The organism is uncultured Azohydromonas sp. (assembly GCF_937926365.1).
Classification (GTDB): domain Bacteria; phylum Pseudomonadota; class Gammaproteobacteria; order Burkholderiales; family Burkholderiaceae_C; genus Azohydromonas.
Genome location: NZ_CALAOH010000087.1, coordinates 15,204 through 27,770, shown reverse-complemented (window position 1 = coordinate 27,770; position 12,567 = coordinate 15,204). Strand labels below are relative to the sequence as shown.

Genomic DNA, 12,567 nt, shown 5'->3' with positions numbered 1-12,567 from the left:
CTGCTGCTGGCCGAGGGCCGCCGCGCCGTCATCGCGCCCGGCGGCACGCGCGCCCCGGCCCTGCTGCTGGAAGGCCCGGTGGTGCCGGCGCTGCAGCAGGCCTTCCTGCACGACTGGACGCAGCGCCTGCAGCCGGCGCTGGCGCCGCCGCCGCTGCTGCTGCAGCCGGTGGCCGGGACGCAGCGCCTGGCGGCCGTGCCGTCGGCGCATCCCCAGGGCGCCCAGCAGGCGCTGCGCGGGGCGCTGCTGCAGGCGCTGGCGATCGCGCAGTCGCGCATCCGCCTCGCACTGGGCCCGGCCGAGAAGCCCGGCCCCGTCCTGCTGCGCGCGCTCTACCAGGCCGCCTGGCGCGGCGTGGACGTGCAGTTGCTGCTGTCGCGCCCGGGCCGGGCGCTGGCGCTGCTGCAGCGCGCCGGCGCCGATTGCCGGCTGCAGGGTGCCGCGCCGGGACCGCCCCGAGGCGGCTGGCCGCTGGCGCCCCCGGCGAACAGGCCCGCCCACGGCCCGGCGCTGGTGGTGGTGGACGGCCTGTGGGCCGCGCTGGGCACGCCGCGGCTGTGCGACGAGCCCGCGCCAGTGCTGCTGGACCCGGAGGCGGGGTCGGAGTTCGAGCTGCAGTTCAAGCGGCGCTTCGATGCGGCGGGTGCGGGCGTGGCGGGGTAAGGCGGGCGCCATGACGCCCAGGCTGCGGGCCCTGCGCAGGAACGGTATCTGCTGAAGCGCCAGCACCGCCGCAACCGACACGACCGCCGTGCGCATTGCCTACGTGACCGAAACCTACCCGCCGGAGCTCAACGGCGTGGCCCTGACGACGGAGCGCACGGTGCGGTTCCTGCGCGATGCCGGCCATGAAGTGCAGCTCATCCGTCCGCGCCAGCGCGGCGAGGCGCCGCGGGACGACGCGCAGGAGTGGCGCACCCTGGGACTGCCCATCCCGATGTACCCCGCGCTGCGCTTCGGCGTGGCGCGCCGCGCGCGGTTCGTCGAGCGCTGGCAGGCCCTGCGGCCGAACATCGTGCACGTGGCCACGCCCGGGCCGCTGGGGCATGCCGCGGTGCACGCCGCGCTGCGGCTGGGCCTGCCCGTCAGCACCGACTTCCGCACCAACTTTCACCACTACAGCCGCTATTACCGGATGGGCTGGGCCGAGCCGCTGATCGCCGCGTGCCTGCGCCGTTTCCACAACCAGGCCAGCTGCAGCTTCGTGCCCACGCAGGCGCTAGCGCGGCAGCTGCGGCTGGGCGGCTTCCACCGCGTGGAGGTGCAGGGGCGCGGCGTGGACACGCAGCTCTTCACGCCCGAGCGGCGCAACGCCGGGCTGCGGGCACGCTGGAACGCGCCCGATCCGCACCAGGTCGTGATGCTCTACGTGGGCCGGCTCGCGGCGGAGAAGAACGTGCTGCTGGCGCTGCGCGCGTTCCAGGCCGCGCGGCGGCTGCGTCCGCGCACGCGCATGGTGGTGGTGGGCGACGGCCCGCTGCGCGCGCGGCTGGAGCGCGATTTCCCGGCGGCGGAGTTCGTGGGCCCGCTGCAGGGCGAGGCGCTGGCGGCCCATTACGCCAGCGCCGACCTCTTCCTCTTCCCCAGCCAGAGCGAGACCTTCGGCAACGTGACGCTGGAGGCGCTGGCCAGCGGGCTGGCGGTGGTGGCCATCGACCTGGCGGCCGCCTCGCAGCACATCAGCCACGGCGTCAGCGGCCTGCTGGTGCCGCCCGACGACGAGGAGGCTTTCATTCGCACCGCCATCCGGGCCGCGGAGATGGGCGAGCTGCTCGCGCCGATGCGCCACGCGGCGCGCCAGGCCGCGTTGCAGGCGGGCTGGGACCAGGTGCTCGGCCGCTTCGAGCAGCGCCTGGCGCAGATCGCGCTGCTGCCCTTGCAGGCGCGGCGGCCGCATGTGGCCATGGCCTGAAGCCAGCCGCGCGCGCTGGCTGGAAATCGACCGTCAATGGGCCCGGCGCCTGCATCGCGGCGCCGAACAGGCGCTGCTGCTGCGGCTGCTGGTGGTGGCGAGCCGCCTGGGCGACGGCGGCCTGTGGTACGGGCTGATGCTGGTGCTGCCCTGGCTGGGCGGCAGCCCCGACGGGCTGGTGTGCACGCTGCAGATGGGCGCGGCGGGCGTGCTCAACGTGGTGCTGTACCGCTGGGCCAAGCTGCGCACCGGGCGCGAGCGGCCCTGCGTGGACTGTCCCGACATCCGCGCCTGCGCCAAGGCGCTGGACCGCTACAGCTTTCCCAGCGGCCACACGCTGCACGCGGTGAGCTTTTCGCTGCTGCTGAGCTGGCACTACGCCGCCTGGGCGCCGCTGGCCTGGGGCTTCACGGCGCTGGTGGCCGCCTCGCGCGTGGTGCTGGGCCTGCACTACCCCAGCGACGTGCTCGCCGGCGCGCTCACCGGGTTCGTGACGGCGGGGGGGCTGTTGGCATTGTGGTCGTGGTGAGGGGCTGGGCAGGTTGCTGTCGCAACTGAAACGCCCGACGTGGGACCGCCTGGGTTCCCGCCTTCGCGGGAATGACGGAGTAGGGTGCGAAGCGCCTCGGCCAACGGAATGCGGAGGCGTGCCGACTTTCTTGCTACGGCACGGCCAAGACCACGTTCGCCGCCCTCCAGTCACCCCGCCCTCGCCCGCCACTCCCTGAACCAATCCAGTCCCTGGGACGTCCCCGCCCGCGGCCGGTACTCCGCGCTGGCGACCCCCTGGTAGCCCAGTTCGTCGATCAGCCCGAACAGCGCCGGGAAATCCAGCTCGCCGCGCTCGGGCTCGTGCCGGTCCGGCACGCCGGCGAACTGTATGTGGCCGACGCGGCCCGTGGGCAGCCAGCGGCGCAGGTGGCCCGCCACGTCGCCCTCGGTGAGGTGGCAGTGGTACAGGTCGAACTGCACCCGCACGAAGCCGTTGTCCACCTGCTGCGCGATGCGGTGCGCGTCCTCCTGCGTGCGCAGCAGGTAGCGCGGCACATCGCGCGGGTTCAGCGGCTCGATCAGGATCTCGAAAGCGTGCTCCGCGCAGAACCGCGTGGCCCAACGCAGGTTGGACAGCAGCGTTGTCTCCATCGCCTCGCGCGGCAGCCCCTCGGGCATGAGGCCGCTCATGACGTGCACGCGCGGGCAACTCAGCGCCTTCACCCAGGGCAGCACCTGCTCGGTGAAGCCACGGCGGAACTCCTGCACGCGATCGGGCAGCGCCGCGATGCCGCGCTCGCCCGCGTCCCAGTCGCCCGGCGGGGCGTTGAACAGCACCTGCCGCAGCCCGTGGCGCCGCAGCCGCTCGGCCACCTCGGCCGGGTCGAAGGCATAAGGAAACAGGAATTCCACGGCCTCGAAGCCGTCGGCCGCCGCGGCCTCGAAGCGGTCGAGGAAGGCGTGTTCCGTGTACATCAGCGAGAGGTTGGCGGCGAAGCGGGGCAAGGCGGTCCTCCGGGTGCGGGATCTGCGGGCAAGCCCGCATTCTCCAGCGCCGTCGTGGGCCAGCCATTTGCAGCGGGCCGTGGACTGCCTACGATCGAACGTCCGGACGGCCACGCCGTCCCGTCCACTGCACAAGGAGGTGACCATGGACCGCAAGCTGCACCTGCTGGAGACCTTCAGCGCCCGCGACGCGCAGGGCAAGAGCTACAAGGTCAAGGGCTACGAGCACATGCTGCGCGAGGACTTGTTCGTCGGTGCCGAGGAGCACTGGGAGCCCACCGGCCAGGCCGAGTACCGCCTGGACTCCGGCGAGCCGCTGGACGTGCTGCCCGACGGCTCGATGCGCATCCACGGCAGCGACGTGGTGCTCACGCGGCAATGACGCGCCGCTGATCCCGACCAAAGCCCGGCACTGCCGGGCTTTTCGTTGCCCGCGCCGCGCCTCAAGGCCTGGGCAGCCTCCCCGCCACCTCGCGCAGCAGCAGCGGCTGCCGGCCCTCCTCCAGCGCCCGCGCCAGCAGGGCCAGCCAGCAGCGGCGCACCCCCGGGTACACCACGTCGTCCGGGTGCAGCTCGAAGCGCAGCAGCGGCGCCTGCCGCAGCCGCCGCGCCAGCAGCGGCACCCACCATCGCGACACGCCGCGCCGCCACGCCGCGCGGGTGCTGAACACCAGGCTCCACGCCCGCAGCGGCGGCTGCCCGCGCAGCCCGATGAAGCGGTCCAGGGTGCAGCTGTATTCGAAGCCGGCGTCCCGCAGCGCCCGTGCGCTGTCCGCGCCCAGCAGCCAGGCCGGCGGCACGAAGCCGTGCAGCGGCCAGCCGCGGCGCTCGAACCAGCGCCTCCCCAGCGCCAGGCGCCGTGCCGCATCGGCGCGCGACAGCGCCGCGAACTCGCCTTCGCCGGCGGTGTAGAAGCGCCGCCGCAGCCGCTGCAGCGCCCCGGCCGCGGGCAGCGGGTCCACGTGGTTCCAGCCGTGCAGCGCTAACTCGTGCCCCTGCGCCAGGGCCTGGTCCATCGCCGCCTCGAAGCCGCGCGTCGAGGGCTGCCCGTGCCAGCGCGGCACCACCAGCAGCGTGGCGGGCAGCGGCGCCAGCGCGCGCGCCTCGCGCAGCAGCGCCGCGCAGCGCTCCCAGGTGGCCGGCGCCACGTCGTGCACCACCAGCGCCAGCGCGCCGCCGGGGGCCAGCGCGTCGCGTGGCAGCGCGGCGGGCTGGCCGCTCACCCTGGCCGCGACCGGCCCATCTCGGACCACGAGGCGCTTTCCAAACCCTGTTCCTTGGTCGCCGGCAGGCCATGCCAGTGCGCCACCGGCATCGTCGCCTCCTCGCCGGTGAGTCGGCGGCCGCGCAGCAGCCGGCGGTAGCGCGTCACCAATGGCGGCAGCACCGTCTCCCAGTCGTGGCGCTCGGCGCAGGCGCGTCCGGCGCGGCGCCAGGGCTCGTGATCCACGGCAAACAATGCCGCAATCGCTTCCGCCCACTCCGAGGGCCGATCGCTGTCCACGGCCAGGCCGGCGCCGCCCTCGGCCAGCTCGGCCAAGCCCGCGGCGTGCCGCACGATCACCGGCGTGCCGCAGGCCATGGCCTCCAGCGGCGCCAGCCCGAAGCTCTCCTGATCGCCGGCATGCACGAAGGCGTCGGCGGTGGCCATGAGCCGCGCGAGCTGCGACGGGCGCGGCTCGAAAGGCAGGCGCCGCACGCGCGGGCCGTGCGGCGGCAGCGGCCCGTCGCCCACGGCCAGCAGCAGGTAGGGCTTGCCCAGGCGCCGCACCGCGTCGGCCAGCAGCGGCAGGTTCTTCTCCGGCGCGAAGCGGCCGGCGTACAGCAGCAGCCGCACGTTCTCGCCAATGCCCAGCTCGGCGCGCAGCGCGGGATCGCGCCGCGAGGGATGGAACAGCTTGCTGTCCACGCCCAGCGGCTGCAGCTCGACGTTGAGCAGGCCCAGAGCGCGCAGCTGCTCGGCCATCCAGCGGCTGGGCGCGAGCACGAGGTCGAAGTCGCGGTACATGCGCCCCAGGTACGCGCCCACGGCGCGGCGCACGGCGCCGCGGCACCACGCGGGCCCGCCCACCAGCCGCGCCGCCGCCTCCATCACGTTGCTGTGGCAAAAGGCCAGCACCGGCACGCCCAGGCGCTGGCCCGCGTCCAGGCTGGCCCAGCCCAGGCGCAGCGGGTCACCGGCCTCGATCAGGTCGGGCTCCAGGCGCTCGATGCGCCGCGCCGCGCCGCGCCGGTCCAGCGGCAGCCGGTAGCCACCCAGGCCCGGCAGCGGCAGGCCGCCCGCGTCCTCCAGGCCCCAGCCGCGCGCCCCGGGAGCGAAGATGGTGTGGCGCCAGCCCGGGTGCCGCGCTAGCCAGTCGTGCTTGACCTTGAGGTAGCGCCGGACCCCACCGCTCGTCGGGCTCCAGAACATGGTGCTGTCCACCACGTGGCAGGCCGCCTCGTCGTCATCGTGGCGGGCGGAAACGGACGCTTGAGCAGCTTTCATGCGCGCCTTGTTGCAAGCAACATGCCGCGGCGCAGCAAGTCCTTGGGCACGCTGCCTGCCTGAAAGTGGCACTCGCACCCAAGGAGCCATTTCCATGAGCAACGACGAAGTCATCGACACCCTCAACGACCTGATCGAAACCTGCAAGGACGGCGAATACGGCTTCCGCACCAGTGCAGAGCATGCGAAATCGCCCGAGCTCAAGTCGCTGCTGCTGGACCGTGCCGCTGACTGCCAGAAGGGCGCCACGGAGCTGCAGTCCCTGGTGACGCAACTCGGCGGCGAAGCCGACACCGGTGGCAGCGCGCTGGGCGCCATGCACCGCGGCTGGGTTGCCGTGAAGGCCACGCTCTCCACCTATGACGACAAGGCCATCATGGAAGAGTGCGAGCGCGGCGAGGACACGGCGCTGACGAGCTACCGCAACGCGCTGGCCAAGCCGCTGCCGCCGCAGGTGCACGCGGTGGTGGATCGCCAGTACCAAGGTGTGAAGCGCAACCATGATCAGGTACGTGAGCTGCGCAACCGTCTGCGCGCCGCGAGCTGATCGCTCACCTTCGCCACGGACGCGTCGGACGCGCGCACCGTGGTGCCCTCCGGCCGCCGCCCGCACGGCGGCCGGCCAGCCAGGTTCCCCTCCTGCAGTAACCCCCATCAAGCCATGAACGCCTGCTTCCGGACGCTGCCGCTGGCCGTCCTGCTGGGCCTGGCCCTGGTGGCCGGCTGCGATCCCAAGTCGCCCAAGGTCACCGAGGACAGCCGCCCGCCCACCGGGGAGCGCGAGCAAGCCACCGGCACCGTCACCGGCAGCACGGGCACCGCCACCGGCACCGGCGGTGCGGGCTCGACCACCACGCCCGGCACACCTTCCGGCACGCTGCCCGAGGCCTCGGGCCCGGCCGTTTCCGCCGGCAGCGAGCCCACGGCCGGCCGCTCCACCGGCACGCCGCTGGGTGCCGGCGCGGGCGTGGCCACGGGCGGCGCCACGCCCTCCGATTCACACGACAGCACCGCTGGCGAGCCCGGCCGCGCTACCGGCGGCGGCGCCGGCACGGCCGCGCCGCCCGGCGTCGCGGTACCGTCCGCAAGCGCGGCCTCCATGGCCGCGGGCGCCGGCGACCTGGCCCAGGGCGCCCCGGCCGCAAGCAGCAGTCGCACGCAAGCCGCGCCGGGCGGCGACACGCCGTCCAAGGAGGCCAAGGACGGCAACGAGACGTCGGCCACCCCGCTCAACAGCACCGATCGCACCTTCGTGCAGACGACCGCGGGGCTGGGCCTGTACGAGATGGCCGCCGCCAGGCTGGGCCAGGAACGCGCCAAGAGCCCGGACATCAAGGACTTCGCCCAGCGCATCGAGCGCGACCACGCCAAGGCGCAGGAGCAGCTGCAGCGGCTGGCCGATCAGCACCGCATCGAGCTGCCGAAGCAAATGCCCAGCGATCGCCAGCGGGTGATCGAGCGCCTGGAGCGGGCCGAGCCCTTCGACACCGCCTTCGTCAACACCGTGGGCGTGCAGGACCACCAAAGCAGCATCGAGCGCTTCGAGAAGGCCGCCCGCGACGCCAAGGACCCGGAGCTCAAGGCCTGGATCCAGCAAAACCTCAAGTCGCTGCGCACGCACCTGGCGCAAGCCCGCAAGCTGCCCGGAGCCGACGGCCGCTGAACGAGGCGCCCGCCATGTCCGCCCTGCCGCAGCAGCCGCCCGACGAGCCGCTGCCCGCGGGGCTGGTCTGGGTGAGCGACACCCTACCCGGGCTGCGGCGCGAGCGCCGCGACGGTGCCTTCGCCTACTTCGATCCGCAGGGGCGCGAAGTCACCGACGAGGCACGGCTGCAGCGGATCCGCAAGCTCGCCATCCCGCCGGCCTACACCGAGGTGTGGATCTGCCCGCGGCCCAACGGGCACCTGCAGGCCACCGGGCGCGACGCACGCGGGCGCAAGCAGTACCGCTACCACCCCGACTTCCGCGCCCACCGCGAGGACCACAAGTTCGAGCGCCTGCGCGAGTTCGGCCTGGCGCTGCCGCGCATCCGCGCCCGCGTGGCGGCGGACCTCAAGGCCAGCACCCGCGCCGGCCCCTCGCGCACGCTGGTGCTCGCCACCCTCGTGCGACTGCTCGACACCACCGTCATGCGCGTGGGCAACGACGAGTACGCGCGCGGCAACCGCTCCTACGGCCTGACCACGCTGCGCCGCCGCCATGCCGGGCTGCGCGGCAGCCAGTTGAAACTGCGCTTTCGCGGCAAGCACGGCGTGCTGCACGAGGTGGCGCTGGACGACCCGCAGGTGGCGCGCGTGGTGCGCCGCTGCCAGCAGCTGCCCGGCCAGGAGCTGTTCCATTACGTGGGCGAGGACGGCGAGACCCATGCCGTGGGATCGGCCGAGGTCAACGACTACCTGGAAGAGGCCGCGGGCAAGCGCTTCACGGCCAAGGACTTCCGCACCTGGCACGGCAGCGTGCAGGCGCTGGAGCTGATGCGCGTGGCCTGCCGCGAGTGCGAAGGCGCACCCAGGCTGACCCCGGTGATCACCGAGGTGGCGCGCAGGCTGGGCAACACGCCCGCCGTCTGCCGCAAGGCTTACGTGCATCCGGCCGTGCTCGCGCTGGCCGAGGACGAGCAGGCCGCCGTCACGCTGTGCCGGCGCCTGGGCGAGTCGGTGCGCGCCCATGGCGGGCTGCAGGCCGACGAGTGGCGGCTGCTGCGCTTCCTGGAGCATCCGCGCGGCGAAGGCCGGCAACCGCGCGGCCGGCGTGCCATGATGGTTTCTCCCGCAACTTCCGGGGTCTCGGCCGCCGCGCGCTGAAGGCACACGCCTTGCCTTAGCGGAGCGTTCCCGCTGTCCCATCCGAAGTGCAGACTCCCCTCACCTCCCCGCCTGCCGCTTCCTCCTTCGCCATCTCCCACGAGGCTGTCAATACCGCAGCCGTCCTCTTCCCCACCCGGGAAGCTTCCGGGGTAGCCCAGGAAGTTGCGCTGTCACCCAAAATATGTGCCCGCGCACAGGCCGTGTCGCAGGCTGCCGGGCTGCCGGGCCCGCGAGTATTCACCAACGGCGTGTTCGACCTGCTGCATCGCGGCCACGTGGAGTGCCTGCAGCGGGCCCGCGCGCTGGGCGGCTCGCTGATCGTCGGCCTCAACAGCGACGCCTCGGTGCGTGCCCTGCACAAGGGGCCGGAGCGCCCGCTGAACCCGGAAGCCGACCGTGCCTGCGTGCTGGCGGCGCTGGAATGCGTGTCGATGGTGGTGGTGTTCGAGGAGAGCACGCCACTGGCGCTGCTGGAGGCGCTGCGGCCGGAGATCTACGTCAAGGGCGGCGACTACGACGTGCAGTGCCTGCCCGAGGCCGCGCTGATGGCGCGCTGGGGCGGCCGCGCGCTGGCGCTGCCCTACCTGGCGGGACGATCCACCACGGCACTGGTGCAGCGCATGAGGGCCGCGCCGTGAGCGGGGCACCGCCCCGGCGAACCGGCGCCGCGCCGCGCCCGGCGGCGTTCCTGGACCGCGACGGCGTGCTCAACGAGGACCGCGGCTACGTGCACCGCGCCGAGGACTTCCAGCTCCTGCCCGGCGTGGTGCAGGCGCTGCAGCTGCTCGCGCGCGAGTACGTGCTGGTGGTGGTGACGAACCAGTCCGGCATCGCGCGCGGCTACTACACCGAGGCGCAGCACCACGCGCTGAGCGAGCACCTGCGCGCGCTGCTGCGGCCGGCGGGTGTGGCGCTGGGCGGCATCTACCACTGCCCGCACCATCCCGAGGCTGCGCTGGCGCAGTGGCGGCTGGACTGCGACTGCCGCAAGCCGGCGCCAGGGCTGATCCTGCGCGCGGCGTCGGAGCTGAACCTGGATCTGGCGGCCTCGCTGCTGGCGGGCGACCGCGGCAGCGACGTCGCCGCCGGGCGCGCCGCGGGCGTGGGACGCTGCTTCCTCATCGGCGGCGAGGAGGAGGCGCGGGCCGCGGGCGCGGACGGCGCCTTCGCCAGCCTGCTGGACTGCGCGAAGGCGGTGCTGCGATGAAGCCGATCCTGGTCATCGGCGACTGCATGCTCGACCGCTACTGGGAAGGCGCGGTGGACCGCATCTCGCCCGAGGCGCCGGTGCCGGTGCTGCAGGTGCAGCGCGAGACGCAGCGCGCCGGCGGCGCCGCCAACGTCGCGCTCAACCTGGTGGCGCTGGGCAGCGAGGTGCGGCTGCTGTCGCTGGTGGGCGAGGACGAGGCCGGCGCGCAGCTCTCCGGGCTGATGGCGCGGGCCGGCATCGGCTTCGACCCGGTGCGTGACCCGGCGGTGCAGACGGTCCAGAAGATCCGCTCGGTGTGCCGCCACCAGCAGCTGCTGCGCATCGATTTCGAGGCACCCCCGCCGGCGCGCTGCGTGCGCGCGCTCACGGAACGCGCCATCGCGCTGATGCCGCAGCACGAGTGGGTGCTGCTGTCGGACTACGCCAAGGGCAGCCTGGGACACTGCGCCGAGCTGATCGCCGCGGCGCGGCGCCACGGCTGCCGCGTGCTGGTGGACCCCAAGGGCCTGGACTTCGAGCGCTACCGCGGCGCGTGGCTGTTGAAGCCCAACGCCGCGGAGCTGCGCGCCGTCATGGGCGGCTGGAAGGACGAGGCGCAGCTGCTGCACAAGGCGCACGAGCTGCGCGGCCAGCTGCAGCTGGAGCACCTGCTGGTGACGCTGGGCGAGCAAGGCATGACGCTGTGCTCGCATCTGAAACCCTGCCTGCGCCTGCCCACGCAGGTGCGCGAGGTCTACGACGTCAGCGGTGCCGGCGACACGGTGCTGGCCACGCTGGCGCACACGCTCAGCCGCGGCATCGGGCTGGAAGAGGCGGTGCGCTGGGCCAACAAGGCCGCGGGCATCGTGGTGGGCAAGTTCGGCACGGCGAGCGTCAGCAGCCAGGAGCTCGGCCTGGACGCGGCGCCGCCCCCATCAACCATCGACAACCAAGGAGCCTGACATGGGCGTGCTGATCAAGGTGCCGCAGGCGCAAGGCGCGGCGGTGACGTGGCTGGACGGCGCGGTGCCGTCCCTGCCGACTTCGGTCGGGCTGTACCAGCGCGCGCTGCGCGAGCACCGTTCGCTGTTCGGGCAGCTGCAGGCGCTGGAAGGCGCCGTGGCGCAGGCGGCGGCCGTGATGGTGCGGGCGCTGGAGGCGGGCCAGAAGCTCATGTTCTGCGGCAACGGCGGCTCCGCCGCGGACAGCCAGCACCTGGCGGCGGAGCTCACGGGCCGCTTCGTGCGCGAGCGCCGCGCGCTGGCGGCGCTGGCGCTGACCACCGACACCTCGGCGCTGACCTGCATCGCCAACGACTACGACTTCGACCAGGTGTTCGAGCGCCAGGTGCTGGCGCTGGGCCGCGCGGGCGATTGCCTGGTGGGCATCTCGACCTCGGGCAAGTCCCCCAACCTGCTGCGCGCCTTCGCGGCGGCGCGCACGCTGGGCATCCGCACCATCGGCCTGCTGGGCCGCGACGGCGGCCCGCTGGCCGCGCTCAGCGACGTGCCGGTGATCGTGCCGGGGCAGTCCACGGCGCGCATCCAGGAGGCGCACATCTTCATCGGGCACAGCTTGTGTGCGCTGGTGGAGGAAGGATTGGGGTTGGGGTGAGGTGCGCCTTCGCGGGAGTGACGAGGCAGTAGGCGAAGCCGATCCGCCTGCGCCAAACGTTCAACCGCCCTCTCTGGTCCGCTCCCCCACGGCCGCCCTCAGCACCCGGTCCCAGTCCGCCGCGAAGCGCTCGATGCCGAAGCGCTCTTGCACCGTGCGCTGCGCCGCGTCGCCCCAGCGCCGCGCCAGCGCCGGGTCGCGCAGCAGCTCGTGCATCACCTCCACCAGGCGGTCGATGCGCGTGTCGGCATAGCCGTTGACGCCGTTGACGATGACGCTGGGCAGCTCGGTGGTTGCCAGCGCCACCACCGGCATGCCGATGCCCATGGCCTCCAGCACCGACAGGCCCAGGCTGGTGTAGCGGATCGGGTTGAAGAAGAAGCGGTAGCGCGCCATGAACCCCGGCAGATCCAGGTTCGGCACCTCGCCCAGCCCGCCCACGGACGCGGCGTCCATGCCCACCAGCGCCAGCGGCACCCGGGCCCGGACCTGCTCGAACACGTCCAGCCCCAGCCGGCGCCCGCGCTTGCGCAGGTTGTTCACCACCACCAGCCCCTCGGCCTTGTCGCCCACGTGCCTCGCGCCCTCAGGGAGCTTGATGCCGTGCTCGACCACGCTCACCGGCGCCTCGCCGCTGTCCCACATCAGCGCGTTGAACGGCGTGCAGTGAACCAGGTGCACGCCCTCCACCTCGCTGGCCCAGTGCCGGGTGTTGGTGGGGTGCTGCTGCGGCGGGTCGTGCTCCAGGTACAGCGCGGGCAGCGCGCGCTGCGCGGGCGTGAGCAGCCGCGGCCGATCCTCCTCGAAGGCGGCGCGCGACTGGTAGAGCACGCAATCGAACTCCATCCGCGCCAGCCGGTCCGCGGGCGCCTCGCGCACGTTGTCGCCCCAAGGCAGCGTCCCCACCCGGCCGGCATGCCCCGGCGGGTTGCCGGGCAGCGTGAGCAGGTAGAAGTCGTGCGGCGCCTGGCTCAGGTAGTAGAGGTAGTTGCCATGCACGTGCCAGGTGAGCACGCGCAGGCGGCGGGACGGGCTGGAAGCGGTGGAGCGTTCGGGCAT

14 protein-coding genes and 1 pseudogene are annotated in these 12,567 nt (G+C 73.5%); 11 read left to right on the top strand and 4 right to left on the bottom strand.

Annotated elements, in window-relative coordinates; genetic code table 11:
• From Q0741_RS08870 to Q0741_RS08860, 3 genes and pseudogenes are all read left to right on the top strand, one after another.
• A pseudogene (locus tag Q0741_RS08870) lies at positions 1–663 on the top strand (hypothetical protein); the annotation flags it as partial.
• Positions 664–751: 88 nt separating this feature from the next.
• The gene (locus Q0741_RS08865; protein WP_298232837.1) at positions 752–1,912 is read left to right on the top strand and encodes a glycosyltransferase family 1 protein; all 1,161 of its coding nucleotides are present in this window, start codon (positions 752–754) and stop codon (positions 1,910–1,912) included.
• Positions 1,896–2,441 (top strand): phosphatase PAP2 family protein, encoded by a 546-nt coding sequence (locus Q0741_RS08860; RefSeq protein WP_298232836.1) that lies wholly within the window; start codon positions 1,896–1,898, stop codon positions 2,439–2,441. The genes Q0741_RS08865 and Q0741_RS08860 overlap by 17 nt, the downstream gene beginning before the upstream one ends.
• 170 nt (positions 2,442–2,611) lie before the next feature.
• Here Q0741_RS08860 and otnI read toward each other — a convergent pair whose 3' ends face one another.
• Positions 2,612–3,409, bottom strand: a complete 798-nt coding sequence (gene otnI, locus Q0741_RS08855) for a 2-oxo-tetronate isomerase (RefSeq protein WP_298232835.1) — start codon at positions 3,407–3,409, stop codon at positions 2,612–2,614.
• A gap of 145 nt (positions 3,410–3,554) precedes the next feature.
• On the opposite strand from otnI, the gene Q0741_RS08850 reads away from it, so the two are divergent.
• Positions 3,555–3,791 carry a hypothetical protein gene (locus Q0741_RS08850; protein ID WP_298232834.1) on the top strand — a complete coding sequence of 79 codons (237 nt, stop codon included), beginning with the start codon at positions 3,555–3,557 and terminating at the stop codon, positions 3,789–3,791.
• Between the two features lie 61 nt (positions 3,792–3,852).
• Here Q0741_RS08850 and Q0741_RS08845 read toward each other — a convergent pair whose 3' ends face one another.
• Together Q0741_RS08845 and Q0741_RS08840 are read right to left on the bottom strand one after the other, a co-directional pair.
• Positions 3,853–4,632 (bottom strand): polysaccharide deacetylase family protein, encoded by a 780-nt coding sequence (locus Q0741_RS08845; protein WP_298232833.1) that lies wholly within the window; start codon positions 4,630–4,632, stop codon positions 3,853–3,855.
• On the bottom strand, positions 4,629–5,897 hold the full coding sequence (locus tag Q0741_RS08840) for a glycosyltransferase (RefSeq protein WP_298232832.1): 1,269 nt from the start codon (positions 5,895–5,897) through the stop codon (positions 4,629–4,631). Before Q0741_RS08840 ends, Q0741_RS08845 begins: the two co-directional genes overlap by 4 nt.
• A gap of 94 nt (positions 5,898–5,991) precedes the next feature.
• Between Q0741_RS08840 and Q0741_RS08835 the strand changes: the two genes are divergently transcribed.
• The 7 genes from Q0741_RS08835 (at position 5,992) to Q0741_RS08805 (ending at position 11,508) form a co-directional block, all read left to right on the top strand.
• On the top strand, positions 5,992–6,444 hold the full coding sequence (locus tag Q0741_RS08835; RefSeq protein WP_298232831.1) for a PA2169 family four-helix-bundle protein: 453 nt from the start codon (positions 5,992–5,994) through the stop codon (positions 6,442–6,444).
• A gap of 114 nt (positions 6,445–6,558) precedes the next feature.
• Complete coding sequence (locus Q0741_RS08830; RefSeq protein WP_298232830.1) at positions 6,559–7,560, top strand: DUF4142 domain-containing protein; 1,002 nt, start codon at positions 6,559–6,561, stop codon at positions 7,558–7,560.
• A 14-nt stretch (positions 7,561–7,574) separates the two neighbouring features.
• Positions 7,575–8,702 carry a DNA topoisomerase IB gene (locus Q0741_RS08825; RefSeq protein WP_298232829.1) on the top strand — a complete coding sequence of 376 codons (1,128 nt, stop codon included), beginning with the start codon at positions 7,575–7,577 and terminating at the stop codon, positions 8,700–8,702.
• A 203-nt stretch (positions 8,703–8,905) separates the two neighbouring features.
• On the top strand, positions 8,906–9,343 hold the full coding sequence (locus Q0741_RS08820) for an adenylyltransferase/cytidyltransferase family protein (RefSeq protein WP_298232828.1): 438 nt from the start codon (positions 8,906–8,908) through the stop codon (positions 9,341–9,343).
• Positions 9,340–9,912, top strand: a complete 573-nt coding sequence (locus Q0741_RS08815; RefSeq protein ID WP_298232827.1) for an HAD family hydrolase — start codon at positions 9,340–9,342, stop codon at positions 9,910–9,912. The genes Q0741_RS08820 and Q0741_RS08815 overlap by 4 nt, the downstream gene beginning before the upstream one ends.
• Positions 9,909–10,856 (top strand): D-glycero-beta-D-manno-heptose-7-phosphate kinase, encoded by a 948-nt coding sequence (gene rfaE1 / locus Q0741_RS08810; protein ID WP_298232826.1) that lies wholly within the window; start codon positions 9,909–9,911, stop codon positions 10,854–10,856. The genes Q0741_RS08815 and rfaE1 overlap by 4 nt, the downstream gene beginning before the upstream one ends.
• A 1-nt stretch (position 10,857) precedes the next feature.
• Positions 10,858–11,508, top strand: coding sequence for an SIS domain-containing protein (locus tag Q0741_RS08805; RefSeq protein ID WP_298232825.1), 651 nt, complete (start codon positions 10,858–10,860; stop codon positions 11,506–11,508).
• A 60-nt stretch (positions 11,509–11,568) separates the two neighbouring features.
• Here the strand turns inward: Q0741_RS08805 and Q0741_RS08800 are convergent, their stop codons facing one another.
• Positions 11,569–12,567, bottom strand: coding sequence for a glycosyltransferase family 4 protein (locus Q0741_RS08800; RefSeq protein WP_298232824.1), 999 nt, complete (start codon positions 12,565–12,567; stop codon positions 11,569–11,571).

What these genes read in the sequence shown, in the direction of transcription:
- Q0741_RS08835 (WP_298232831.1), top strand. Translation starts at nt 5,992, where the DNA reads ATGAGCAACGACGAAGTCATCGACACCCTCAACGACCTGATCGAAACC.
- Q0741_RS08830 (WP_298232830.1), top strand. Translation starts at nt 6,559, where the DNA reads ATGAACGCCTGCTTCCGGACGCTGCCGCTGGCCGTCCTGCTGGGCCTG.
- Q0741_RS08800 (WP_298232824.1), bottom strand. Translation starts at nt 12,567, where the DNA reads ATGCCCGAACGCTCCACCGCTTCCAGCCCGTCCCGCCGCCTGCGCGTG.
- Q0741_RS08805 (WP_298232825.1), top strand. Translation starts at nt 10,858, where the DNA reads ATGGGCGTGCTGATCAAGGTGCCGCAGGCGCAAGGCGCGGCGGTGACG.
- Q0741_RS08840 (WP_298232832.1), bottom strand. Translation starts at nt 5,897, where the DNA reads ATGAAAGCTGCTCAAGCGTCCGTTTCCGCCCGCCACGATGACGACGAG.
- Q0741_RS08860 (WP_298232836.1), top strand. Translation starts at nt 1,896, where the DNA reads ATGTGGCCATGGCCTGAAGCCAGCCGCGCGCGCTGGCTGGAAATCGAC.
- rfaE1 (WP_298232826.1), top strand. Translation starts at nt 9,909, where the DNA reads ATGAAGCCGATCCTGGTCATCGGCGACTGCATGCTCGACCGCTACTGG.
- Q0741_RS08850 (WP_298232834.1), top strand. Translation starts at nt 3,555, where the DNA reads ATGGACCGCAAGCTGCACCTGCTGGAGACCTTCAGCGCCCGCGACGCG.
- Q0741_RS08825 (WP_298232829.1), top strand. Translation starts at nt 7,575, where the DNA reads ATGTCCGCCCTGCCGCAGCAGCCGCCCGACGAGCCGCTGCCCGCGGGG.